Here is a 24,436-nt window from a genome sequence, read left to right as displayed (position 1 = left end):
GTCAAAATATAGTAATTATAGCAGTCCTGCTTTCGCTTGAAACTCTTCCACAGAATCTGCTCTCGCCACTGCTTTCAGCCAGCTTGTCAAAACCTGTAAATCTTTTTCTGATTTAATTCGAGTTTGAAGCGCTTCTGGAACATCGCCGAGTTCCTGTAAAATTTCCAGCAGAGAATCTATCTTACCTTTTAGTTTGCCAACAGCTTCGCCCTCACGTATTCCAGCGGCTTTGCCTTTCAGCATTCCAGCAGCTTCGCCCTCACGCATTCCTTCCGCTTTTCCATCTGCATACTCTTCCATGCGTATTAATCTTTCCCGCTTTTCCCATGTGTAATCCAGATGTGTCATTTTCTTCACTTCATCCCTTCTGTTTTTGAAAAAGTCTTCCAATACATGATTATCTATGCAATCTTTTATCGCACTGTCCACTGCTTCTTCCAGATTCATTTCCTGCCTTTGATTCTCTCTTACCTTTTCCACAAAATATGTATAGCCTTCCAGTACTGTTGATTTCTTTTGTGAGTCCTTCACAAGAAATTTGTGCGGTCTTTTTAGTACCTTCAGGACTCCTGCTGTTATTCGTGAAATTTAAAAGCATGAATTCCTTTCAGATACTTTAGATATAAATAGACACGCTTCAAAAGCGCAAAAGAAAAAGATGCTTTTATAGGAGTTTAACACCAACAAAGCATCTTTTCAACTTATTTTTTATAACTTTTGTTAAAGCCTGTAAATCTTTTTCTGGTTGTATCCGGGTCTGAAATGCTTCTGGGATATTACCGAGTTCCTGCAAGATTTCCAATACAAAATCTATCTTGCACTTCCGGCTCCCGGTCTGTGATGGCGGAACAGATAGAAAATACCTCCGAACAATCCGAAGATGATTGCCGCATAAAGTGCCATGCACATTACATTTACAATGCATCCTGCCGATGTAGATCCTGCTGCCATTACGCAAAATAACATTCCAACACCAAATACCAGCACGCACCAGCCTACGATCAACGTTGTCAGGAACACACCGTCTGCCATATTTTCAGGGACATATTTATTTACCGTTTCCCATATAAAGTTCATAACTTTTCCCTCCTCATCCGGAACAAAACCTCTATTATGCTTATATCTTTGTGAATCCTTGGAATTTACAGCCACTTATGAGCGGCGCTCATGTGGCTTTCGTTCTCTGGTTCTGGTATCATTATAAGTATAGAGCGTAAAATCTAAGGAGTATCTTATGTTAAACTCTTGTAAAACTCTGCCTGAAATTTTATGAGCATCGGTATTTTATTTTCCCCGGATGACAAGTGTATCGTACCCGTCTCTGCGGAGTTTTCTCTCCATACGGACAGCTTCCATAAGCGTCATGAATGGACCAACCTGCACGCGGATATACGGACCGGATTCATCCAGATATGCCGGATAGCCTGCCGCCAGAAGTTCATCTAACAGGCGCTGTGCATATACCCAATTGCGGTACAGACCGACCTGTACACGGTAAGCACCCGGACGTGGCAGGCGGGCTTTCTCAGATAATCTGTTGTCTGAGATGACGTTGCCCGAAATTGTATTTCCGGATGGTTCTGCGCTGTTGTTCGTTGTAATGTTTCTGGTTGTTTCTATATTATTGTTCAATGTAGCAGTATTCCCGGATAACTCTACGCTTTGATCCTGTCTCATATCCTGTAAAACTCCTGGATTTTCTGCAGCACCAGCGATTTTATCTGAAACATTATCTTCAGAATATTCCACATATGCTTTATTTCTATCTTCAAAATATGTCTCGTTTTGTTTATTTTCACTATTCTCAAAATATGCTCCGTTCTGTCTGCTTTCACCGCTCTCAGATGACAACATTTCCTGCCCGGTTTCCGTCTGGTTCACAGCACTTTCTCTCGCCACTTCTTCCAGCGTTTCCAGTATCCCATCTGCAATTGCAAGTGCGATATCATCAAAATTCTCGTCAAATAACTGATTGTCTGTATTTGAATTAAGGAATCCGACTTCAACGAGAACTGCCGGCATTTTTGTCCGTTTCAGAACAACAAGATTTGGTCTTGCTTTCACACCCAGATTTACAAAGCCTACCGTTTCGAGATTCGCATTGATATTTTCCGCCATCCTGTATTTGATTCCGGAAAGATCGTAAACCAGGCTTTCTACACCGGATACAATATTATCCTGTTCAAAAGAGTTGCGATGAATAGAAACAAAATAATCGACACCTGCTTCATTTGCCTCCATTGCTTTCTGAAACGGTGTCTCATAAATATCTGTCGTCCGTGTATATTCTACATCTACTCCGCGGTTCTGCAGAATCTGTCCGATTGCAAGTACAAGCCGCAGAGTATCATCTTTTTCTCTTCTGCCATTATAAACAGCACCCGGATCGGTTCCTCCGTGTCCCGCGTCCAGCATAATTGAATATGGCATAAGCTGCCTCCTGCATATTTTTTCTTATTTAGAATATGCGAAAAGGCAGCTTATGTGTACGAATGTTATTCATTTTTTGATCCCATATTTAGCTTAATCAAGAAAAGCACCAGAAGTATCTCGGATGGCTCTGCTTTCGTATTCACTGTCGGAATCAGTATCAGATCTGCTCCCATCAGCGCTTCTGTAAAGAAAATGCTGAAACTTGAACAGTCCCAGCATTTTCTAAATCAATCATCCCATAAACGTGATGAACCTTACATATTTAAAACAATTCAGATAGAAACCTGATTATCCAACAATACGATATTTCTTATCTACTGCGTTCAGAAGTTCATGTCCGTCTTCCGTTACAAGAACAAGGTCTTCTACACGGACACCGTATTTGCCTTCGATGTAGATTCCCGGCTCGATAGAGAAGATCATTCCCGGCTCAGCAACATTCTTGTTGATCGGGCTTACATCACCGTACTCGTGATCTTCCTGTCCGATGAAGTGTCCAAGACGGATTCTCCAGTACTCGCTGTATCCAGCCTCATCGATCAAATCTCTTGCCTGTGCATCGATATCGCAGAAACGCATACCCGGTTTGATTACTGCTTCTGCTTTCTCAACTGCCGTACGAACAAGATCGTGAATAGCAGCCTGCTCATCATCTACACTCTTGCAGTAGAATGTTCTTGTCATATCTGAGCAGTATCCTTTCCAGATACATCCCATATCAATCAATACACATTCACCGGCTTTTAATGTACGTGTCTCACTTGGTGTGTGATGCTGGTCAGCAGCATTTGGTCCGAAGCATACGATTGTATCAAAGCTTACTCCGCTTGCCCCCTCTTTTAAATACTCAGCATCAATGAAATCAGCAACCTGTTTCTCTGTCATGCCTTCTTTGATATACTCAGCAGCTCTCTCCATAACTTTATCATTGATGATGGAAGCTTCTTTCATGATCTGGATCTCTTCTGCGTTCTTGCAGGCACGAACATCATCTACACAATCAGATCCCCAGATTGTTTTCATCTTCGGGCAGCGCTCCTGAAGCGGGATCAAGAAACGAGCCGGCCATGTCTTGTCGATTCCAAGTGTACTCTCTGTATCAATGTGTTCCATCAGAACACCGATCTGGTCGTCCATATCGCTGAACCATACTTCTTCAAATCCTGTGTTTGATACATAATACAGGTAGTTTAAGAATAAAGTATGTTTTCCGTTTGCTCTCAGAAGCAGTGCGTATAATCTCTCTCCCGGATTAACCATGATTCCTGTCAGGAAACGGATACTCAGCGGATCAGATACTAATAACTGAGACAGTCCTTTATCTTCCATTTTTTTCAATACGCGGTCAATTCTTTCGTTCATTTCGAAATACCTCCTAATGTATAATTTCGTTTTTTTAATCATATCACAATTAGTTCACGCAAACCAGTACTTTAGTCTAAACTGCAGTCGAAAATTTTATATCTGCGCAATCTTGTGCGGATTCAGAATATCGTCACACCATATTTCACGGCACGCATACCACCTGCATTTGTGCTGATATTTCCACCGATCGTTGCAGATTTTTCTCCCGGATCCGGTGGATAGAAGAAATCATGCTTGATCGCTACCGAAGAACCTACCAGACCGGTTCCGGATCCACGCGGTGTAACCGGAATTGCCTGCTCATATGCATATTTCATGATCGTTGAAATCTCTTCTGCGGATTTTTTATAATTTCCCATGATTATGCTCCCTTCTTTGCTTCGATCTTCTGACTCAACTGTGGCAGTATCTCATAAAGATCTCCCACCAGACAATAATGCGCTGTTTTAAAGATTGGAGCTTTTGGAACACTGTTTCATATCGTTATAACATAAAAAGAGTCCCCTTAAGTAGATTTGGGTTATTTACCATGTCTACTTAAAAGAACTCTTTCAAAAATCTACAGAGCTTTTCTTAACCAAGTACTTCATCGATCATCTCGAAATGCCACTTAAGTGCCTGAAGTCCTTTCTCTCTGTCACCTTCTCTGAGTGCATCCACAAGATGTCTGTGACACTCGTTTAATTCTGTTTTTCGATTTTCGTTTTTCAAAATCCCATATCGCATATCTTCAATAAAGATATCAAATACACCGGAGCACGCTTCCAGAATATCAATCAGAAGCTGATTCCCGGACGCTCTTGCAAGCGTGTAGTGAATGATCTTATCAAGCGTTGCATTGTTTTTGCTGTCACCGTTCTTATCCAGCTTCTCTACGCACTCTTCCATCTTTGCAAGATCCTCCTCCCTCACACGATCCAGAGCCAGTGTAAATGCAAGCACTTCCAGAGAGTATCGTACCTGTGAGATCTGTTTGTCATTGACCTGATCCATGGCAAACATCATCGCCATCGTCTCGGTGATGCTCTTCTGAAATTCACAGGTAACATAATTGCCGGAGCCTTGCTGTGAGCTGATGATTCCCATCATATCCATAATCCTTATCGCTTCCCGCACAGAATTACGGCTGACTTCCAGTTTCTCTGCAAATTCCCTTTCCGGTGGCAGCTTTTCACCCGGTTTTAATTCACCGGACAAAATCATTTTCTTTACTTTTTCTATAACCCTGGCATATGCCTTCTCTTCGCGTGCCATACTTTTCACCTTCCGGTCTTACATTCTTCTCCATATAATCCTGTACATATCCTCTATGCAATCACAAGAGAGATATTGGATTCCTGCGCTTTTTTAATGTTCTCTCTGCTCACATCACTGTCCGTGATAATCTTATATACATCCTGGATCGGGCAGATCACAGAGACGTATCCGCCTCCGAATTTACTGCTGTCAGCAAGTACATAAACCTGTTCCGCAACTTTCAGTATCGTACGTTTCACCTGCATCTGCGGTGTCGCAATCGACGTCAGTCCCACATCAAAATTAATACTGTGCACACCAATAAATGCTTTATCTACATGGAACTGTTCCATATTCTGAAGTGCTGCTTCTCCCATTGTTGCGGACAGATGTCCGCCTACATGTCCACCAATCATATAAAGTTCTACATGATCTACCCCAGCCAGCTCATTGCCCGCAAGCAGAGAATTTGTTACAACGGCAAGTCTTTTCTCCGGATGTTCTTTGATATAAGCAGCCAGGTAAAAACTGCTTGATGCATCATCTATAATAATCGTATCTCTGTCCTCAATAAATGCGTAGGCACAGGCTGCGATCTGTTTTTTACGCTCTACATTGCGGTAAATACTCTCTGCCGAATATTTTCTTACCGTCTTGCTGTCAATCTGCAATGCCCCGCCATGGGTACGTTTCAGAAGCCCTTCCTGATCCATATTTTTAATATCGTTTCGGATCGTCACTTCTGAACATCCCAGTTCTTTACTGAGTTCTGCTACTCTGACACTTCCTTTTTCTTCCAGTTTTCGTAATATTGCCTGTCTGCGTTCTTCCATTTCTATCACCTTATAATTTATTACCGAGAACATTTGCTCTCTTCTTGTACTTTTCCTCTTATATTTCATATCATCTTATGACTCTGCCACTGGCAGTTTTCTCCGGCAGAATCTATAACAACAACGACTGCATTGCCATTAGTGCATACGCACTTTGCTCTGCCCAAGCTGCGTTGCAATGATCGTAAAAATCGGTACAAACTGATCACCAAAATCAACTTTTGGAATGATTATTGCATTATCTTTTCCATAATAAATACCTATCGTCTTCGGCGTTACCACTGCACGCTCGATCTCATCCCATTTATAATTCTTTGTATTTCCATCATTTTCTGCAACAATACCTTCATCTGAAAATGTATAATCCACAGGATTGCAATATTCCTGGTTCACTTCCACTTGCTTTGCTGCACGCATCTTAAGCTGCAACGGTGTACCGCCAAGGAAAATCACTGCTGCGATCAGGTAAAAAACAAGACCTGTCACTCCTGTATGATTCGTCGTATACATAATGACTCCCATAAAGGCAACTGCCAGTCCAAGAATGTTGATCAGAAATCCGCTGAATTTTGAATAAGCATGAAACAAAAGGAAATCATAAAGATATTCTTTTGTCATGCGAACGGTAATTTTATTCATGATACCAAAAACCTCCTGCAAATATTTTCTTTTAATGCGTATAAAACAAAAAAGCCCTTTTATATTATACCATACAAAAGGACTTTTTTTCAGTAAATAATTCTTAGTGAGCCATTTTCTCGTATGCCCATCCTTCCGGACTGTAGATACCTTTCTGTCTCTTCTGCATATATTTATCAAATGCAGCAGTGATGAACGGACACAGGAACAGTGTAATAATAGATGCTGTTGCACACTGTGCTGTTGCCAGACTTACAGAATCTGCCAGAGTCGGATCTGCCTCTGCAACAGCTGCCGGTGTCATAGCTGAGTTCAGAGCTGTTGTACCGATTGCAGCACCCATAGCATTTCTCTCTTTCTTCGGAAGCAGTAAGTTGATAATGAAGAAGAACAGTACTGCAGTTGCTGCTGAAATCAGTCCAAGTACAATTCCTGATGCTCCTGCTTTTAAGATTGTCTTTACATCTGTCTTAGCTCCGATAGAGATTGTCATGAAGAAAGTTACGATCGGCTGTGCTGCTTTACAAGCATTACGGAAGCCTTTATCTAAGTTACCCCATACAAATCCAATCAACAGAGGAATGATAACTGCGATCAGAGAGTTGATCGGGATATTGGCAAGTCCTGTTGCTCCAAGTGCGATCAATGTGAAGAACGGACCGTCATTTAATGCCAGGATGGATACAGCTCCTGTATCTGTTGCATTACCAAACTGAGAAGATAATGAAATATACAGAGAACTGTTAGAGTTTGTAATCGCTGCAATAAATACGAATGGTGCGATTCCTAAGAATCCCTGTGGTCCGCAAAGCTTACCAACTACAACTCCTACGATAACTCCAAGTAAAAATTTAACACCAGTCATAACAACACCTTTATATAAAGGCAGACCAACCTGTTTTACGTCGATCATAGATCCACATACAATCAGGAAAAATCCCATCATGCAGGCATTTCCTTCATAAAACAATGCTGTTACATATCCACCGATCTGGAAGAACTGTGGAATAAATGTTGCAATTACAACTGCGATAACCAGCGGGATGATTACAAGTCCACCCGGAAGGTTTTTCATTTTTTCAAGAATTGGGTAATCTTTGCGTTCACTTTGAACATTTGTCTTTTCGTTGCTCATTTTCTCTCTCCTTATCTCTTATCGTGCAGATTCTCTGAACAGTCTGCTTACAATATCACATGCGGTATTGTCATTTCCGGTAAGTCCCCCTTTACCGACAACCGGGAGTCCGCTGTACTTACTGCCTACGAGGCGTCCGACATCTGTCTGTGGGATGACATAATCCATAACTTCGATACACTCTACTCCAAGCTGGTAGCATACATTTACCATAGTGTCCCCGCCGGTTGTGTAAAGTCCTGCGACTTTCTCTTTTCCGACTTTCTCCAGAAGCTGGGAAATAATCATACCCAGACCTGCATTGATTCTGTTCGCGCTCATGCCACCTGCGTAGTGTCTCTTGTTGTCTTCTTCATCCAGATTCAGAAGTTCTCCATGAAGAGCCGTCTCAAAAAGGATCGCTCTTGGCTGATTGTCAGATTCCAGAAGTTCTGCCGCTTTGTTTACAGCTTTGAATACTTCATCCAGGGCAACATCACCGCCCTCAATAAGTGGAAGCGGTTCTACACTAACTCTCACATGACGAGGATCCTGACACAAGATTTCCATCTGTTTTTTTGTAACCGGAGTTGCGCTTCCTGCTGCGATCAGAACTGTCTTTCCTGCCTCATCAGCCTGCGGAGGAATATTCGGTTCCTCGGCACTGATCAGTTCTCTATAAAATGCAAGTTTTGAAGTAAACGGTCCCGGATCTACTGCAACAACATCCCATCTTAAGCTGATACATGCCTTTGCAATGTTTTCTACATCTTCCAGTGTGATTCCGTCTACGACAATCACTTCACATCCTGCTTTTTTCTGTTCTGCAAGAGCTTCTTCAATGACTTCTTCTCCTGCAAGAACTTTATCTAATGTAACCAGACCGACTTTTCTTCTTGTCTGGCCTTCCAGTAATCTTGGAATATAATTTTCTTTTACCGGAGTACGCACATCCTGTGCAACCGGCGTATTGATCAGAGCCACACCATCGATAACGGAATATCCGCCAACCAAGATTCTTCTGGACTGTGGCATAGCAGGTACTACTACTGCAACTGTACCTTCTTTCATCTGATCCAGCATTGCATCGATTTCTACACCAACACCGCCGCGAAGTGTAGTATCAATACGTTTTGAAAAATATTCAACGCCCATTTTCTTCAGAGCGATCGTTGCTGATTTTACTTTATCATAAGCTTCATTTGCAGGAAGCGGACGGCTGTTACTGCTGATCAGGATTGCATCCAGTTCATCAATTCCTTCTGTCTTCTCTGCTGCTTCTTCGTTAAAAAATACCGCTGTTCTGGCTTTGGATCTTGCAAGGAGCACACCTGTTGTTGTTGCTCCTGTCAGATCATCTGCCACTGCTCCGATTAATGGCATTTATTTACCCTCTCTTTCGTGCTGTTTTGCAGCATACTCAGCTACAACCTTCGTAGATTCAATCAGACTTACACATCCTGCGATTCCTTTTCCCGCGATATCAAATGCTGTTCCGTGATCTACAGAACTTCTGATAAACGGAAGTCCGAATGTCAGTGTTACAGATTTTTCGAAATCAAGTGTCTTACAAGCAATGTGTCCCTGATCGTGATACAGAGAAAGGATTGCATCGAATTTACCAGATTTACCAATGTTAAATACAGAGTCAGCCGGGCAAGGTCCGATTGCATTGATTCCTTTTGCTTTTGCAGCTTCAACGGCCGGTCCGATATCTGTAAGCTCTTCTGTTCCGAATAATCCGTTGTCTCCGTTGTGTGGATTTAATCCTGCAACTGCGATCAGTGGATTCTCGATTCCGACTTTACGAAGCTCTTTATCAATGTTGATAACGTTCTCTAAGATTACGTCTTTTGTTGCATAGTGGCAAGCGTCTACCAATGACATGTGACGGCTTACAAAGAATACTCTTAATTTATGGCAGGAGAACATTGTCAGCGCATATGGAGAATTTGTCTGATGCTGATAAATCTCTGTATGTCCAGGCTCTTTTACTCCTACTAATTTGATCGCTCCTTTATGGATCGGAGATGTAGAAACTGCATCTACTTTCTTAGCCATTCCAAGTTCGATAGATTTCATAACCCAGTCGATTGCCATCTGTCCTGCAAGCTTCTGCTCTTTTCCCCACTCGATAGAGTCTGTATCGTAATCTCCTGTTTCCAGAATATCGATTGTTCCAAATTCATATTTTGCTTCGGAAGGATCTGTGATCTTGTTGTATTTTAATTCTTTTCCAAGAACCTTTGCAGCTCTTTCCATGATTGCCTGACTTCCGATCACAAATGGTTTGCAGCATTCATGAATCTCTTCTGAAAGCATAGTTCCTACTACAATCTCTGGTCCGATACCTGCCGGATCTCCCATTGTAATTGCTGTAACTGGTCTGAATTTCTCGCTCATTTTTCTCTTCCTTTCGTTTTTGAATACTTTCGTTTTATGTTTTATATTTTTGTTTTGTTTTCATTTGTTGGTTTTATTTTATTACTTTTGCTTTCGTTTTTCAATAGCTTTTTATCATTTCAGTAGATTCAAACACATTTGCATTACAGTTTTTGTGAATATTTACTATTGTTTACGCCTATTTTTTCGTTTTTTTCGTTTTTTCGTTTTGTTATTTTTTTGTCATGGATTTTGTTGCATTTTTTTCGTTTCGGATGTATAATGAAACCAACAATTTTTCATATAGAATCGAGGAGGATGACATGAAGAAAAAGTTATACTTTGGAAGTAACCTGAAAATGTACAAGCCTATCAAGGAGACTGTAGAATATCTCCAGTCACTGGTTGAACATACAAAGGACATCAGCCGTGACGAGATTGAACTGTTCATCATTCCTTCCTATACAACACTGGAAAGTGCAGTGAATAAAGTAGACCGCAATTATGTAAAAATCGGTGCACAGAATATGTGTTGGGAAGACGAAGGTCAGTTTACCGGAGAGATTTCACCGGTTATGTTAAAAGAACTCGGGCTGGATCTTGTAATGATCGGACATTCCGAGAGACGTCATGTATTCGGAGAGACAGACGTTGAAGAGAATAAGAAAGTAAAAGCCGCTCTGAATCATGGCTTCACAACTCTGCTCTGCATTGGTGAGACTGCTGAAGAGAAGAATTTCGGTATCAGCGCAGAAGTGCTCCGCACACAGTTAAAGGTCGGCTTCCACGATGTTCCGGTTTCACAGGTTCCGAATATCTGGGTTGCTTATGAGCCGGTATGGTCCATCGGTGTAAATGGAACACCTGCTTCCGCAGATTACGCGGAAGAGATGCACAAAGTTATCAAAGAGTGTCTGCAGGAGATCTTCGGTGATGCTTCTAAGGACATTCCGGTTCTGTACGGTGGAAGTGTCAATCCCGGCAATGCCAATGAACTCATTGTTCAGCCATCTATTGACGGATTATTTACCGGACGTGCTGCATGGCAGGCAGACAAGTTTGACAAACTGATCCGTGATGCAAAAGCTACTTACGAAGCAGCACAGGCATAAGTCCTTTTGCTGTTTGCTTACTCATATTATTTATCTATTCCAAAAGAAGCCCCGTTTCACCGGTATGTGTGAAACGGGGCTTCTGCTGTTATTTCCCTATTAGTTTTTATCCACAATACAGACTTTGAATTTTGTAATTTATCCACACTGTTTTTTACTTCTCTTCACAGATATCCTCTACAAATTCACGCATTCCCTGAATGATCAGCCACACAGACGTTGCTCCTGCATCCTGGTATCCGATGGCACGTTCCATCAGTGATTTGGCGCGTCCAAATGCTGCCTGATATTTCTTCGTGTTCTCGACACCTGCTTTTGCGGCTGCCTCCGCTGCGCGCAGCATCTCGGCCAGGCTCTTTTCACTGTTTGCTTCCATTGCCTCTACTGCCGGAGCAAGTGCATCCACCATCGTCTTATCACCGACTTTCGCTTTGCCTCTCTCCTGGATTGCTGCAAGGCTTTTCTTTTCCATATGCGCCAGTTCTTCTGCACCGATAGCCTTCTTCGCTTCCATGCCTTTGGCACCGGCAAGATACAGGCTTCCGAAAATAACACCGGATGCGCCGCCCATTGACAGGAGCATTGCCTTTCCTGCCGCCTCGAAAAGTGCATAGACATTCTCTTCATTCTCCATGTGGGAGAGTTTTTTCTTAACTTTCTGCATGCCGCCCGCCATACCGATTCCATGGTCTCCATCACCAATGGCACTGTCTACTTCTGTCAGATATGATTTCTTTGCAATGATCTTATCGGCAATATATAAAAGCATATTTCTTGCATCAGCCGCATTCAGTTCTTCCAGAATTCCGGCTTTGCTTCTTACAATCTCTGCCGCTTCCACGTCATTTACATCAAATTCTGGTTCTGACTTAATCTGTACAGCTTCCGTCTGGCCGCCGGCTGCTTCACCGGTATTTCCCGTAAGCTCTCCCTTCGCGTAATACGGACAGTAACATGGCATATCATAGTATTTCTTCAGTTCTTCATCCAGTTTAAATAAAGTAATGGAAAATCCACCCATTTCCTGACTGGTACAATAATTGTTCAGATCTGTATCGTAAACTTTGATTCCATCTGCATCCAGAAGCTTTTTCACTTTGCGGAAAGCAATTGCAAGTTCTGTGATTGTTGTAGAACCGAGACCGTTTACAAGTACACACACTTCATCGCCCGTTTTCAAATCCGAATCGTCCAGAATCTGCTTATACATCTTCTCGGCAAGAACATCTGCAGCTTCCCACGTAGTGCGCAGTACACCGCGCTCGCCGTGCAGTCCCATGCCGTATTCAATCTCGCCTTCGCCCAACGTAAATATCGGCTGTTCCACTCCCGGAAGCTGTGCAGGTGCAGTTGCAACACCAATCGTTCTTGTATTATCTCTTGCCTTCTCCGTAACTCTGACAACTTCTTCTAATTCCAGTCCTGCATCACATGCCGCACCTGCGATTTTCACAACAAATACATCTCCTGCGATTCCGCGTCGGTCCTCGATACGCTCCTGCGGTGCGGATGCTACATCATCCCACACGCGCACATGTGCTGTCTGGATTCCATCGTCATTTAAGAACTCTTCGCCCATATCAAAATTCAGATTATCTCCCGCATAGCAGCCATACACAAAAAGAACACCTTTTCCCTGCTCGACTGCCTTCGCTGTCTGGTAAATCGTGTTCGGATCGGGGGATGCAAATATATTGCCGCACGCCGCTGCATCTGCAAGTCCTTTTCCGACAAAGCCGGAAAACATCGGTTCATGTCCGCTTCCTCCACCGATCACCAGTGCCACTTTGTCTTTTCTTCTCTGTTTTAAAATCACACCGTTCACATCCGGATGTTTAACATAATATCTGCTGTAAGCGCTGATATAGCCTTCCATCATCTCATCTACAACGTGTTCCGGATTGTTTATAATCTTCCGCATCCTGCTGTCACCTCTTCTGTCATTATTTATATCTAAATATCTGCCGCTGCAGCTCTCTTCTGGCTGCTGCCTCTATTATGATTGTCACGTCATTATAGATTTAAAGTTAAAAGATGCCCTTACAGGCATCTTTTAACAGACCATTTCTTAGTTATCTTTATTCTCAATCGCCATGATCATATCGACACGAGTCTGGTGTCTTCCACCTTCAAACTCAGCGCCAAGCCATTCATCAATGATCATCTTTGCAAGCTCAATGCCCACAACACGTGCACCAAACGCTAAAATATTTGTATTGTTGTGCTGTTTGGACAGTTTTGCAGAATACGGTTCTGAGCATACAACTGCTCTTACGCCTTTTACTTTGTTGGCAGCCAGCGAGATTCCAACTCCTGTTCCGCAAATCAGAATTCCGCAGTCTACTTCGCCGGATACAACTGCACGTCCGACTTTCTCACCAAATTCCGGATAGTTACAGCTCTCCGGTGTGTTGGTCCCATAATTGATAACTTCATATCCTTTCTCTTCCAAATACTCCATTACCTGATTCTTCATCTCTAATGCTGCATGATCGTTACCAATTCCAATTTTCATAGTATCTATCCTCTTCTTTCATTTAATTTCTTTTTATATTATAATAGTTACGGATTTAATTAGCAAGATACGAAAAGGAGAATACACTTTATGATAAAATACATCGCCAGCGATCTGGATGGAACATTACTTCAAAACGGGGCGCAGAAACCGGATAATGAAACTTTAGAACTTATCCGCCGGCTCACCGAAGCCGGAATTCATTTCATTGCCGCCAGCGGCAGACAGTATATCAATATGTACCGTATGTTTGGTCCTGTGCAGGATATGATTTCTTATGTTTCGGAAAATGGTGCTCTCGTCATGGATCAGCACAAAGCCGTCACCAAAGGCTCTCTTGACCGTGATCTTGTCCTTCGCATCACCGAATATGCCAAAGGATATCCGGCATGCAACTGCCAGCTTTCCTGCGAAAGCTGCTGTTATACCGATTCCAAAGATCCATTTTACATAAAACATATGACTGACGTTGTCCAGTATGATATGGCGGTTGTGGATAATTTAGCTGACATAAAAGAACCGTTTTTAAAGCTTGCCATGTGTGATTTCTCCGGCAAAGGAACTTCCGCAATTGAGCCTTTCTTCCGCAAAGAATTTGGTGATGAGATTAAGATCGTCACTTCCGGGAACGAGTGGATTGATTTTGTCGCACCGGATATTAATAAAGGAACTGCTCTTGAAAAACTGGTACATTATCTTGGATTTGATATGTCTGAAGGAATTGCTTTCGGCGATCAGTTTAACGATATCGAAATGCTTCAGATGGCAGGCGACAGTTATGCACTTTCCGGATGCGCGCCGGGCGTTGAAGCTTATGCGAACCACATGACAGATTCCGTGCAGGAAGTACTGAAGAAAGTGCTTGCTGAATTATAAAGACTACTTTACAACAAAAAAGCACCGCCCCATAACCGATACAAATCAGCTATGGAACGATGCTCTTTCTTATGTATAAATTATACCGCTCTCAATAACTTGTCCTGAGAGTTCTTCTTACTCTTCCGGAACAATGATCAGATCTTTTGTGAAGTCATTCAGAACTTCGCATCCGTCTTCTGTGATGATTACAAGGTCTTCGATACGAACACCGATGTTCTCATCTGGAAGATAGATTCCCGGTTCAACTGAGAAGCACTGTCCAACCTGGATGATATCTGTATTTACAGAAGATACATCACCGAACTCGTGGTCTTCCAGTCCGATAGAATGACCTGTTCTGTGTGTGAAGTACTCTCCGAAACCTTTCTCCTCGATGTAATTTCTTGCAGCAAGATCAACGTCGCACATTCTTGCGCCCGGTTTTGCAGCTTCGATACCACGTCTGTTAGCTTCTACTACGATATCATAGATCTCTTTTGCACGATCGGAAACTTCTCCGATGAAGACAGTTCTTGTCATATCAGATGCATAGTTGTCTTTGAATCCACCGATATCAAGGATTACGCAATCTCCGCGTTTTCCTTTGGAATCATCTGTTACATGATGTGGATCTGCTGCTCCGTGTCCATAAGCTGTGATCGGATCAAAAGATACATCCTCACATCCTAATTCTTTGTAGATCTCACGCATCTTAGCGTTCAGTTCTTTCTCTGTCAGACCTTTTGATACCCAAGGAATGATCTTCTCCATAGCAACATCGTTGATCTTAGAAGATTTTCTCATTAAATCCTGCTCTTTTTCATCTTTGATCATACGGATATAATCAATGATCGGAGAACCATTGACAAATTTGCTTCCTCCGCCAAGTTCCTGCAGACGGATTAAGAATTTGGATGGCCATGTCTTGTCAATACCCATGGTCTTGTCTTTCTCTACATATTTGCTTAAGATCTCTACTCCGTCCTCAATATCATCATAATAAATAATATCTACTCCGAGATCTCCTTCCTGTGGAAACAGTTTGTTGATTACAAACTTATGATTTCCATTCACATTCAGATACAGTGCTAAAAGTCTCTCTCCCGGGAAGATCCATTTACCTGTCAGATAAAAAATCGCAACCGGATCGGATACGATCATCTGTGGTACATCATGCTCCTCCATTGATTTTAATACTCTTGTTACTTTTCCCTGATCCATTGTCTGTCCCAGCCTTTCTATTTATTTATAGACATTTTAAATCGGCAGTGAAACACTACCGATTTAATTTTGATTACATTATATGCTTTTCCATAACAAAAGTCAAATTTGTCAGACGATTTTTTGTATCATCTTCTTTTTATTATATTTTTATATCCCGTATACTCTTAATCTGCTGATCTGCTTTCGATATATCCTGCATTCCGGAAGTCGGATTGTCATATCCGTAGCAGAAAATGCCTGCTGCCTTCGCAGCTTCGATTCCCGCACGGGAATCTTCTACTGCCACAGCTTCTTCTGCATTCACTCCGGTAAGTTCAAGCACTTTCAGATATACATCCGGTGCCGGTTTCTTCTTCGGTATCTCATCTCCGGAAACCGTCACATCAAACTGCTCTGCAATTCCCAGAAGCCTGAGCGAATCATCTACAAGAATACGGGTAGATGAGGAAGCAAGCGCAATTCCCATTCCTTTTTCCTTCGCATCCATTATCAATTCTACCAGCCCGTCCGATGGCTTTACATCATTCTCTTCGATTTGCTTTGCCACCAGGTGATACTGCTCTTTTTCCAATGCGTAAGGCTCTCCCTCAATCTGATAAATCTCGATTACCTTCCGCCAGAATCCGCTGGATGATTTACCCACGGCTTCCGGCATCTTCTCATCCGGAATGATCCCATATTTTTTAAACATCATCTGCCTTGCATTCTCATGCAGTGGCTCGCTGTCTAAGATCACTCCATCCATATCAAAAATGATTAATCTTGCATCTTGTTTCCCCATAATTCTATCCTCAGTCTCCATCCTTCTTATTATCATTGTTTCCTGCACATTTTTTAGAACTGTGTCGCTTATTATTTTACATTTTTTATTTGATCTGTGCAAGTGCCGCAAACTGCGATTTCAAACTTTGATAAGAATCCAGATAGATCTGATATAACTCTTTATATATCGGTATCCATTCTTCCACCGGCTCTACAATTTTCTTAATCTGTAATGCCGCCCTTGATGCGTCTTCCGGTGTCTTGTACTCGCCCATAAATGCTGCATTCATGTAGCCGAGTCCACCCGGTGCTCCAAGATTTACTGACGGTATCTTGATCTCCTGGCCGATGACAGATGCCTTGATCTTCAGCCAGATATCACTCTTGCTGCAACCACCGCAGCAGATGAAATCGCGAATTGGGATTCCTGTCTTGACTGCCTGATCCAGATTATCCTGCAGTGCAAAACTGGTGCCTTCCATAACCGCTCGTAACATTTCCGCACGGGTTGTATTCATATTCAGCCCCATAAAAGTTCCTCTTGCATTCGGATCCCAGATTGGTGCACGCTCTCCTGCCATATAAGGGAGGAAAATAAGTCCTGTCGGATTTTTTGCACCGGCTTCGATTTCTTTATTTATTCTCGGATATGCATCATTTTGTGGTGTCTCGCCGCCGTACAGCGCATCACGAAACCACTTCAGTGAACCGCCGGCTGTATTCATAGCACCGAATAAAATGGTTGTGTTCTCTTTCACACCACGAAGATAAGAAAGCTCATTACATGTCACAAGTCCGTCAAATCCAAACATGACAACAGAACTTGTTCCTGTCATCTCTGCAATGCTTCCATCTCCGTAAACGCCTACTTCCAGGGCTGCTGCCGATGCATCTACTGCACCACCTAAAACAACAGTCTTCGTAGAAAGTCCGGTCTCTTCTGCTGCTTTCTTTGATACATGTCCAATGACATCCATACAGTCATAAATGTCCGGCATGATCTTCGTATTTCCGCCAATCGCTTCAAATAATTCTTCGCTCCAGCAGTTGTTATGCACATCGTAAAGCTGTGTCAATGATGCATGTGTCGCATCAATGGAAAATACTTCTGTCAGTTTATAATTGATATAACCATTCACCTGAAGAATCTTATGACATTTCTTCATCATATCCGGATGGTTACGTAAAAACCACATAAGCTCTGTCAGCGTAAAATACGTGTCCAGACGGTTGCCGGTGATCTCATACACCTTCTTCGTACCGATCTTCTCTTCTAATATTTCTAATTCTTTGGTGCTTCTCCGATCCATCCAGATCAACGCATCGTGCAGCGGCTCGCCTTCTTTTGTCATAGGAAGAACTGCCGGTGCCTGACTGCTGACAGAGATTACTTTAATATCTTCTGGGGCAACCCTGCTCTCGGTGAGAATAGACCTTATGGACTCTGCGACGCCCTTCCACCAGTCTTCCGGATTCTGTTGTGCCCATGATGCCTTCGGAAGCAGTGTCTTGTACTCTCTTCCAGCTTCTGCTACGACCTGTACACCCTCGCCAAAGAGAATACATTTTACCGTAGTCGTTCCTATATCAATTCCAATGGAATATTTCACCTTGAACGCCTCCCCTCTACTTCAATACCTCCGGATTGCAGATGAATTTCGGCTGCTCATGTGCAAGAATTTTCTTAACATCCGTAAGCACGATTTCTGTCTGATGTCCAACAATATCTCTTGCTGATCCTGCAAGATGCGGTGTCAGAACAACATTTCTCAGAGATAGGATCTTATCTCCTGCCGGGATAGGTTCAACCGGATATACATCCAGACCTGCTCCGGCAATCTTTTTTTCTTTTAATGCATCGTATAATGCGTCATAGTCCAGAACTTTCGCACGTGCTGTATTTACAAAGTAGGCTGTAGGTTTCATAAGTGCGATCTTCTCTCTGCTGATCAGTCCGACTGTCTCCGGAACAACATTGCAGTTTACACTGATGAAATCAGCTTCTTTCATAACTGTATCCAAATCTACTTTCTTAGCATCCAGATAATCCATCTGCTCTTGTGATACATATGGATCATAAATGATCAGGTTCATGCCAAGTGCATGTGCTCTCTTTGCAACTTCCCGACCGATCATACCGAAACCGATCTGTCCAAATGTCTTGCCATACATCTCCGGTCCGCCGCCATATAATGCGAAAGGTGCATCCGGATCCATGGACCACTCAGACATTGTCTCAGCACGCTTTCCACCGTTGTCGTGATACTGTACATTTGTAAGCTGGTCTGTATATTTTAACAGATGATCTGTTAAACTCATGTTCTTGGATACACACATCAGAAGTGCGATCGTGTGCTCAGCAACAGCAATTGCATTTCTTCCACCGGCTCTTAATACCGGAATTCCTTTTGCTGTAGCAGCTTCGATATCAATACTTGCAAATGCTTCGTTACGGCAGCATACGATAATCTTTAATTTTTCTGCTGCATCAATAACTTCTTTTGTAATATCTTCAAATTCGGAGATCAGAAGTTCCACGTCTTTAATTTTCTCTTTCATCTCCGGTACCGGCATCTTAATTCCGGTTACACCATATCCTGCGAACTCATAATCTGTAGTGATTGTTTCCAGCATATCTGTGTAGTTTTTGTCAAATCTTGCTGTAATTAATGTTTTCATTGATTATATCTCCTTTTTTTACATCCATCTCTGATTAAACAGCGCCGGGAGCTTTAAAGCCCCCGGTTATCATGCCTGTAAACAGCTTATTTCTGTCCGTATTTGTGAAGGAAGAAATCATGGAAGAATGCAATATCTTCATCGGAGATCTGTACCGGTCCACCGATAGACTGTACATTGATATATACCATAGCTGCTTTTTCCAGAACCTGTGATCCTGTTAATGCTTCGGAAAGATTTCTTCCGATTGTAATCTCTCCATGGTTAGCGATAAGAGCTCCTGTACGATCTTTTAAAGCTTCTACAACTGTCTTAGCCATCTCCTGTGATCCTGGCATTGTGTAGTCTGCAACACGGACATCTCCACCAAGAATCTGTACCTGGTCATCGCAGATCGGAGGAATTGGTTTTCTTGCTGTAGCCATTACCAGTGCGTAATTAGAATGTGTATGTACGATACCGTTCATTTCCGGTCTGTCTTTGAAAATAGCTGCGTGGATCGGTGTTTCTACAGATGGTTTTAATCTTCCTTCATATTCCAGAGTATTCATATTTACAAGAACCATATCTTCCGGACATAAGCGATCATAATCCATTCCTGAAGGTGTGATTACCATATATTCATCATCTACACGAGCGGAAATATTTCCCCATGTTCCTGCTACCAGTCCGCTGTGGTACATTTTCTTAGCTGTTTCACATACTTCAATCTGTGCTACTGTCACTTTGTCTCTGTTCATTTTCATTTCCTCCTTAACCCTTTAAGATCCTTCTTTTTCATTTTATTTTTAAGATGCCTGCCCATGCAGGCACCTTAAAGTTCTTCTTAGTATCTGTACTGATATAATAAATGTTCGCCGTTCAGGAATCTTCGAACGTCAGATACAATCTGTTTTGTATGATTTACAAGTACGTCATTTGTTGCTCCTGCAATATGCGGTGTAATTACAACGTTGTCCAGCTCTGTTACATATGGATGGTTGCTTGCGATCGGCTCACTTGCATATACGTCAAATGCTGCTCCCGCGATTCTCTTCTCACGAAGTGCTTCGATGAGTGCTTCTTCATCCAGGATCGCTCCTCTGGAAGCGTTGATGAAATATGCAGTTGGTTTCATCAGTGCGATTCTTTCTTTACTAATGATTCCGGTTGTTTCCGGTGTAACTTTCATGTGGCATGTAACGAAATCAGACTCTTTCATCAGTTCTTCTACTGTATTGACTTTGCGGATACCGATTTCCTCAATGTCAACTTCTCCCTGATATGGATCGTAGATCAGAAGCTGCATGCCAAATGCTCTTGCGATATGTCCTACACGTCTTCCGATACTTCCGTATCCGAGGATACCAAGAGATTTACCTTTTAACTGTGTACCTTTAAATACCATGTAAGGTGCATCCATCTTCATATCCCAGATAACGTCTGCTTTCAGTCCTTCTTTTGTTGTCTTATGTGCATCCGGGTTGCCGGTATATTTTCCTTCTTTTAATGCTTTGTATGCCATCGGAATCTTTCTTGCAATAGAAAGCATCAGACCGATTGTCATCTCTGCTGTGGAATCTGAGTTTCTTCCAGGTGTATACAGAACCGGGATTCCTCTTTCTTTTGCAGCTGCCATATCAACATTTACCGGCGTTGCTCTTGTGCATGCGATCAGTTTCAGATTCGGTGCACCTTCGATAACTCTTCTTGTAATATCATCATAGCTTGTGATGATAATGTCTGCATCTTTTGTCTTCTTTACAAGCTCGTCCTCTTCCATCTTCGGAAGTCCGAGTGCCCATCCGTCCAGCACGACATCGCCCATCTCATATAATGGCTTTAATTCTTCTTCATTGTACTCTGCGGTAAAAAATATTTTCATTTCGCTAATCCTCCTTAATTGCCTGAATTTTCTTATTCATCTGGTGTCTGTAGTCCCAGATCTGTTGATTGTGAATCCGTACCTGTCTGAAAAGTTCATATAACAGATCGTATTTTTCTGTACGTTTCAGATTCGGTTCGTATGTCTGTTTAAATACACAAGCTTTCTCTACCGCCTCCTCATAAGACCTGTATATTCCAAGTTTCACACCTGCGATCAGAGCAACACCTTTTGCACCAAGTTCTTTTCCTGCAGGGATCATAACTTTCATTCCCATTACATCTGCAATCATCTGTGCCCATACCGGGCTCTTTGCTCCGCCACCGGCAAGATATAAAGTCGCATGTTTATCTACATTCTGCAGACAGTCGCGGATAGAAAGACTTAAGCCTTCGTATACTGCCCGGATCAGTTGTTCTCTCGTTGTAACCTGGCTGATTCCGAAGAAGCTTGCTCTTGCATATGGATGATAAAACGGAGCTCTCTCTCCCGCCACGCTGATGTACGGATGATAAACGACTCCGCCGCAGCCTACCGGCACGCTTTCTACCATTTTATCAATCTCAGTGAAATCTTTTGTATTTGAAATATTCTGAAGCATCCAGTCAATGTTTGGTGTGCCGTTCAGTGTCGGCTGTAATTCTACATACAATTCTTTGATCGGATGTTTTTCGTATCTGGAATTCTCTGCTCCAAAATCGCAGTCTTCCTTGCGCATAACCATCTCACTGGCACATGTTGTGCCGAGGATGACGCAGGCATCTTTCTCATGGATCGCGCCAAGTCCGATTGCTGTTGCTGATGTATCCAGTGCTCCGGCAACGACCGGTGTACCTTTGGCAAGTCCGGTCTCTTCTGCCACGCTGTTAAGGATTGTTCCGACTACTTCATCTGAATCCACCGGATCCGGAAGGTAATCACGATATTCAAAAATATCTAATTCTTTCATCAGATCTTCTGCAATCTTACCGGTCTGTGCATCAATCAGGGAAGTGAAACTGTCGGTGATCTCTGTTCCGATCTTGCCGGTCAGATTATAACGGATCCAGTCTTTACAGAATAATATCTTATACCCCTTATCCAGCACATCTTTGCGATGAGACTTCATCCACCGCAGAAGCATCATCTGATTGCCAAGAAGCGGCGGGGTTCCGGTTGTCCGGTGATAAAGTTTACCGATCTCAGGATGTTCTTCCGTGATCTTATGTACTTCTGCAACTGCACGTCCGTCACACCAGAGAATTGCATTCTGCAATGGCTTTCCTTCTTTGTCGATCAGCCAGCATCCTTCTCCCTGTCCGGTAACTCCGATACCTTTGATATCTTCTGCTGCAACTACTTTTGAATCCATCAGTTCTGTAATGCAGGCTTTGACTTTTTCCCATACGAGTGTCATATCCTGTTCTTCATTGTTCCCACCGTCGTTGATCGTTTCGCTCACACGGCTTGCAACCTGTATCTCTGTACCTTTCTCATCGAACAGGACTGCCTTGACATTTGACGTTCCGACATCAATTCCCATAATATAATCCATGCTTTATCACTCCTCTTCTTTTACGATCTCAAGAATCTCTCTTGCCGTCGTTTCATCTGTAATCAGTGTATCTATACAATTCGTACGAAGAGCTGCTTTGATTGCCTGCACTTTCTTGGCACCACACGCTACAAGAATTACATTTGGAATTCCTTTCAGGCATTCTACATTGGCACTCAGCAAACGATCTGACAATGGACAATTATCCCAGGATCCGTCTTCTCTGATCGGATTCATTGCAATATCTCCAATAAATCCCTCTGCACGGAGCATCTGTATATCTTCCTTTGTAATATGTCCTCTTGTGCACATCGTAGACTGCTCTGTTAATTCACCAACTCCAAGTACCGCTATATTGCACTTCTTCATTAATTCAAAAGAAGCTTTGATACTTCTCTCCTGCATCAGCATCTTCTTTGTTTCTTCATGTTCTACAACCACCGGCGCATATAACATATAACTTGCACAGTCCAGCTTGTTCGCAAGATTTCGTGCGATCTCGTCAGACTTTTCAACCTTCTGTTCTATGTTCTGCGCTCCCATAAGCTGTACAACCCGGCATTCGCTTCTCTTGTGATAAACCATCTGATCTACAACCTCTGCCAGTGTGTGTCCCCAGGAAACTCCTACTGTGTCTCCCTGCTGAATCTTATCCTCCATATACTGGGCCGCTACGTTTGCTACTTTATATATTGCTGTATCTCTCTCGCCATAATCACTGGCTACAATCACCTGTTTTAAAGTATAGGCTTCTTCCAGCTTACACTCCAGCTCAATATTATCTCTTTCGTAGCCTTGGATACTGATATTTACAATTCCAAGATCCATCAGCGAATTGATGATCTGATTCACTTTCTGTCTTGTGAAGGAAAGACGTTTTGCAATCTCATCTTGTGTCATTCCCAGGGTGTAATACCAATATGCAATCTTTATATATACATCTTCTCTCATATATCTCTCCTTGGTTACATTTGTAATTTTATATTACATTTGTATTTAGTATAACATTTTTTGTGCTTTTGTCAATAGTTCTCGGACATATAAGATGGCACTTTTTTGCCTTAAATACGCCATTTTTCAAGCTTTTCATGACACTTTTTTCACAATTCTAAAAGAAGCCGGAAGATGAGTCTTGCTCTCTATCTCCCGGCTTCTTTTAAGCTATCTCAGAACTGTCTTTCCGATGTATGATAGTTCCTTATGCTGTTTAGTTCTAAAAATGCCATACAAATTGTTTCGTACTTCGTACTCCCACAATTCTGCCCTACATTCGCATATCGTGAAGCTTACGATCCACTTTTATGCCCATATTCGGAGCGGGGCACTATATCATAAAACCTCTCACGTGCAAGCACACTGTGGTTTCAGACTTGTGCCCCTGGCATCTTATAATAGTTCGCTGATTCCGTCCGCCATTGCGCTGAGGATGATGCAGCAGGAGGTTGCTCCTGCATCCAGCACACCTCTGGATCTCTCGCCCAGACGGCTGGAACGTCCGAATTTTGCTACCATGTCCTTGGTAGAATCGCGTCCTGCTTCTGCAGCTTTCTTCATCTCTGCCAGTGCTTCTTTGAAATCTTTTCCTTCTGCTCCGGCTGCTTTCATTACGTCCACGGATGGCGCCAGTGTATCTACTAATGTCTTGTCTCCGACTTTTGCATCAACGATCCCGTACAGCCCGTTAAGACCTGCTTCCAGCATTGTTCCAAGATCTGCCGCTGTGATCTCATCCAGATCTTCTCCTGCTTCTGCCATGTCCATGAAGATCGTTCCATAGATCGGTCCCATAGATCCTCCGATCTCATTTAACAGGATCATTCCCAGTTCGTCCAGTCCTTCGGAGAAACTGATATCTTCATCTTTGAATCTCTCTTCAAATACAGAGA

The 24,436-nt window shown here is 42.6% G+C and carries 23 protein-coding genes and 2 pseudogenes; 2 read left to right on the top strand and 23 right to left on the bottom strand.

Annotated elements, in window-relative coordinates:
- Window positions 1-15 precede the first annotated feature (15 nt).
- The 12 genes and pseudogenes from DW125_RS07810 to pdxA form a co-directional block, all read right to left on the bottom strand.
- Window positions 16-480 (bottom strand): hypothetical protein, encoded by a 465-nt coding sequence (locus tag DW125_RS07810; protein ID WP_147323697.1) that lies wholly within the window; start codon window positions 478-480, stop codon window positions 16-18.
- A 330-nt stretch (window positions 481-810) separates the two neighbouring features.
- On the bottom strand, window positions 811-1,077 hold the full coding sequence (locus tag DW125_RS07805; RefSeq protein WP_021860163.1) for a hypothetical protein: 267 nt from the start codon (window positions 1,075-1,077) through the stop codon (window positions 811-813).
- 207 nt (window positions 1,078-1,284) lie between these two features.
- A complete protein-coding gene (locus DW125_RS14475) occupies window positions 1,285-1,677 on the bottom strand; it encodes an SPOR domain-containing protein (protein WP_226977400.1) in 393 nt (130 codons plus the stop codon).
- A gap of 225 nt (window positions 1,678-1,902) precedes the next feature.
- Window positions 1,903-2,430 (bottom strand): annotated as a pseudogene (locus tag DW125_RS14470) (N-acetylmuramoyl-L-alanine amidase family protein); the annotation flags it as partial.
- A 291-nt stretch (window positions 2,431-2,721) separates the two neighbouring features.
- Window positions 2,722-3,795: a M24 family metallopeptidase gene (locus DW125_RS07790; RefSeq protein ID WP_021860161.1), complete on the bottom strand. Its 1,074-nt coding sequence runs from the start codon at window positions 3,793-3,795 to the stop codon at window positions 2,722-2,724.
- A 131-nt stretch (window positions 3,796-3,926) separates the two neighbouring features.
- Window positions 3,927-4,139 (bottom strand): annotated as a pseudogene (locus DW125_RS07785) (FAD-binding oxidoreductase); the annotation flags it as partial.
- Between the two features lie 232 nt (window positions 4,140-4,371).
- The gene (locus tag DW125_RS07775) at window positions 4,372-5,052 is read right to left on the bottom strand and encodes a FadR/GntR family transcriptional regulator (protein ID WP_117537767.1); all 681 of its coding nucleotides are present in this window, start codon (window positions 5,050-5,052) and stop codon (window positions 4,372-4,374) included.
- Window positions 5,053-5,105: 53 nt separating this feature from the next.
- The gene (locus DW125_RS07770) at window positions 5,106-5,867 is read right to left on the bottom strand and encodes a DeoR/GlpR family DNA-binding transcription regulator (RefSeq protein ID WP_117537766.1); all 762 of its coding nucleotides are present in this window, start codon (window positions 5,865-5,867) and stop codon (window positions 5,106-5,108) included.
- Between the two features lie 138 nt (window positions 5,868-6,005).
- Window positions 6,006-6,506: a YcxB family protein gene (locus DW125_RS07765; protein ID WP_117537765.1), complete on the bottom strand. Its 501-nt coding sequence runs from the start codon at window positions 6,504-6,506 to the stop codon at window positions 6,006-6,008.
- 103 nt (window positions 6,507-6,609) lie between these two features.
- The gene (locus tag DW125_RS07760) at window positions 6,610-7,641 is read right to left on the bottom strand and encodes a 2-keto-3-deoxygluconate permease (protein WP_117537764.1); all 1,032 of its coding nucleotides are present in this window, start codon (window positions 7,639-7,641) and stop codon (window positions 6,610-6,612) included.
- Window positions 7,642-7,659: 18 nt separating this feature from the next.
- Complete coding sequence (locus tag DW125_RS07755) at window positions 7,660-9,003, bottom strand: four-carbon acid sugar kinase family protein (RefSeq protein ID WP_021860155.1); 1,344 nt, start codon at window positions 9,001-9,003, stop codon at window positions 7,660-7,662.
- Complete coding sequence (pdxA, locus tag DW125_RS07750; RefSeq protein WP_021860154.1) at window positions 9,004-10,023, bottom strand: 4-hydroxythreonine-4-phosphate dehydrogenase PdxA; 1,020 nt, start codon at window positions 10,021-10,023, stop codon at window positions 9,004-9,006.
- 302 nt (window positions 10,024-10,325) lie between these two features.
- On the opposite strand from pdxA, the gene DW125_RS07745 reads away from it, so the two are divergent.
- On the top strand, window positions 10,326-11,114 hold the full coding sequence (locus DW125_RS07745; RefSeq protein WP_117537763.1) for a triose-phosphate isomerase: 789 nt from the start codon (window positions 10,326-10,328) through the stop codon (window positions 11,112-11,114).
- A gap of 154 nt (window positions 11,115-11,268) precedes the next feature.
- Here the strand turns inward: DW125_RS07745 and dhaL are convergent, their stop codons facing one another.
- Window positions 11,269-13,035, bottom strand: a complete 1,767-nt coding sequence (gene dhaL / locus DW125_RS07740; RefSeq protein WP_117537762.1) for a dihydroxyacetone kinase subunit DhaL — start codon at window positions 13,033-13,035, stop codon at window positions 11,269-11,271.
- A gap of 147 nt (window positions 13,036-13,182) precedes the next feature.
- Window positions 13,183-13,629, bottom strand: a complete 447-nt coding sequence (gene rpiB / locus DW125_RS07735; RefSeq protein WP_021860151.1) for a ribose 5-phosphate isomerase B — start codon at window positions 13,627-13,629, stop codon at window positions 13,183-13,185.
- 90 nt (window positions 13,630-13,719) lie between these two features.
- Between rpiB and DW125_RS07730 the strand changes: the two genes are divergently transcribed.
- A complete protein-coding gene (locus tag DW125_RS07730; RefSeq protein WP_021860150.1) occupies window positions 13,720-14,505 on the top strand; it encodes a Cof-type HAD-IIB family hydrolase in 786 nt (261 codons plus the stop codon).
- A gap of 117 nt (window positions 14,506-14,622) precedes the next feature.
- Here DW125_RS07730 and DW125_RS07725 read toward each other — a convergent pair whose 3' ends face one another.
- The 9 genes from DW125_RS07725 to DW125_RS07685 all read right to left on the bottom strand — a co-directional run.
- Complete coding sequence (locus DW125_RS07725; protein WP_117537761.1) at window positions 14,623-15,708, bottom strand: M24 family metallopeptidase; 1,086 nt, start codon at window positions 15,706-15,708, stop codon at window positions 14,623-14,625.
- A gap of 142 nt (window positions 15,709-15,850) precedes the next feature.
- Window positions 15,851-16,492 carry an HAD family hydrolase gene (locus DW125_RS07720; RefSeq protein WP_117537760.1) on the bottom strand — a complete coding sequence of 214 codons (642 nt, stop codon included), beginning with the start codon at window positions 16,490-16,492 and terminating at the stop codon, window positions 15,851-15,853.
- An 85-nt stretch (window positions 16,493-16,577) separates the two neighbouring features.
- Window positions 16,578-18,083, bottom strand: a complete 1,506-nt coding sequence (locus DW125_RS07715; protein ID WP_117537759.1) for a xylulokinase — start codon at window positions 18,081-18,083, stop codon at window positions 16,578-16,580.
- A gap of 16 nt (window positions 18,084-18,099) precedes the next feature.
- A complete protein-coding gene (locus tag DW125_RS07710; RefSeq protein WP_117537758.1) occupies window positions 18,100-19,152 on the bottom strand; it encodes a 2-hydroxyacid dehydrogenase in 1,053 nt (350 codons plus the stop codon).
- Between the two features lie 86 nt (window positions 19,153-19,238).
- A complete protein-coding gene (locus tag DW125_RS07705; protein ID WP_021860145.1) occupies window positions 19,239-19,892 on the bottom strand; it encodes a class II aldolase/adducin family protein in 654 nt (217 codons plus the stop codon).
- A gap of 86 nt (window positions 19,893-19,978) precedes the next feature.
- Window positions 19,979-21,016, bottom strand: a complete 1,038-nt coding sequence (locus tag DW125_RS07700) for a 2-hydroxyacid dehydrogenase (protein ID WP_117537757.1) — start codon at window positions 21,014-21,016, stop codon at window positions 19,979-19,981.
- A 4-nt stretch (window positions 21,017-21,020) separates the two neighbouring features.
- A complete protein-coding gene (locus DW125_RS07695; protein WP_117537756.1) occupies window positions 21,021-22,550 on the bottom strand; it encodes an FGGY-family carbohydrate kinase in 1,530 nt (509 codons plus the stop codon).
- Between the two features lie 6 nt (window positions 22,551-22,556).
- Window positions 22,557-23,501 (bottom strand): sugar-binding transcriptional regulator, encoded by a 945-nt coding sequence (locus tag DW125_RS07690; RefSeq protein ID WP_021860142.1) that lies wholly within the window; start codon window positions 23,499-23,501, stop codon window positions 22,557-22,559.
- A gap of 435 nt (window positions 23,502-23,936) precedes the next feature.
- Window positions 23,937-24,436, bottom strand: a 500-nt coding sequence (locus DW125_RS07685; protein ID WP_117537755.1) for a dihydroxyacetone kinase subunit L, incomplete at its 5' end; no start/stop codon positions are given.

Origin of the sequence: Dorea sp. AM10-31 (assembly GCF_003435815.1) — a bacterium.
GTDB lineage: Bacteria > Bacillota > Clostridia > Lachnospirales > Lachnospiraceae > Dorea_D > Dorea_D hominis.
Note: the sequence above shows the minus strand (reverse complement) of the source record. Positions and strands in the feature narration are given on the sequence as shown.

What these genes read in the sequence shown, in the direction of transcription:
- DW125_RS07770 (WP_117537766.1), bottom strand. Translation starts at nt 5,867, where the DNA reads ATGGAAGAACGCAGACAGGCAATATTACGAAAACTGGAAGAAAAAGGA.
- DW125_RS07725 (WP_117537761.1), bottom strand. Translation starts at nt 15,708, where the DNA reads ATGGATCAGGGAAAAGTAACAAGAGTATTAAAATCAATGGAGGAGCAT.
- DW125_RS07775 (WP_117537767.1), bottom strand. Translation starts at nt 5,052, where the DNA reads ATGGCACGCGAAGAGAAGGCATATGCCAGGGTTATAGAAAAAGTAAAG.
- DW125_RS07710 (WP_117537758.1), bottom strand. Translation starts at nt 19,152, where the DNA reads ATGAAAACATTAATTACAGCAAGATTTGACAAAAACTACACAGATATG.
- DW125_RS07700 (WP_117537757.1), bottom strand. Translation starts at nt 21,016, where the DNA reads ATGAAAATATTTTTTACCGCAGAGTACAATGAAGAAGAATTAAAGCCA.
- DW125_RS07695 (WP_117537756.1), bottom strand. Translation starts at nt 22,550, where the DNA reads ATGGATTATATTATGGGAATTGATGTCGGAACGTCAAATGTCAAGGCA.
- pdxA (WP_021860154.1), bottom strand. Translation starts at nt 10,023, where the DNA reads ATGAGCGAGAAATTCAGACCAGTTACAGCAATTACAATGGGAGATCCG.
- DW125_RS07705 (WP_021860145.1), bottom strand. Translation starts at nt 19,892, where the DNA reads ATGAACAGAGACAAAGTGACAGTAGCACAGATTGAAGTATGTGAAACA.
- DW125_RS07720 (WP_117537760.1), bottom strand. Translation starts at nt 16,492, where the DNA reads ATGGGGAAACAAGATGCAAGATTAATCATTTTTGATATGGATGGAGTG.
- DW125_RS07690 (WP_021860142.1), bottom strand. Translation starts at nt 23,501, where the DNA reads ATGAGAGAAGATGTATATATAAAGATTGCATATTGGTATTACACCCTG.
- rpiB (WP_021860151.1), bottom strand. Translation starts at nt 13,629, where the DNA reads ATGAAAATTGGAATTGGTAACGATCATGCAGCATTAGAGATGAAGAAT.
- DW125_RS07790 (WP_021860161.1), bottom strand. Translation starts at nt 3,795, where the DNA reads ATGAACGAAAGAATTGACCGCGTATTGAAAAAAATGGAAGATAAAGGA.
- DW125_RS07730 (WP_021860150.1), top strand. Translation starts at nt 13,720, where the DNA reads ATGATAAAATACATCGCCAGCGATCTGGATGGAACATTACTTCAAAAC.
- DW125_RS07755 (WP_021860155.1), bottom strand. Translation starts at nt 9,003, where the DNA reads ATGCCATTAATCGGAGCAGTGGCAGATGATCTGACAGGAGCAACAACA.
- DW125_RS07760 (WP_117537764.1), bottom strand. Translation starts at nt 7,641, where the DNA reads ATGAGCAACGAAAAGACAAATGTTCAAAGTGAACGCAAAGATTACCCA.
- DW125_RS07745 (WP_117537763.1), top strand. Translation starts at nt 10,326, where the DNA reads ATGAAGAAAAAGTTATACTTTGGAAGTAACCTGAAAATGTACAAGCCT.
- DW125_RS14475 (WP_226977400.1), bottom strand. Translation starts at nt 1,677, where the DNA reads ATGAGACAGGATCAAAGCGTAGAGTTATCCGGGAATACTGCTACATTG.
- DW125_RS07805 (WP_021860163.1), bottom strand. Translation starts at nt 1,077, where the DNA reads ATGAACTTTATATGGGAAACGGTAAATAAATATGTCCCTGAAAATATG.
- DW125_RS07765 (WP_117537765.1), bottom strand. Translation starts at nt 6,506, where the DNA reads ATGAATAAAATTACCGTTCGCATGACAAAAGAATATCTTTATGATTTC.
- dhaL (WP_117537762.1), bottom strand. Translation starts at nt 13,035, where the DNA reads ATGCGGAAGATTATAAACAATCCGGAACACGTTGTAGATGAGATGATG.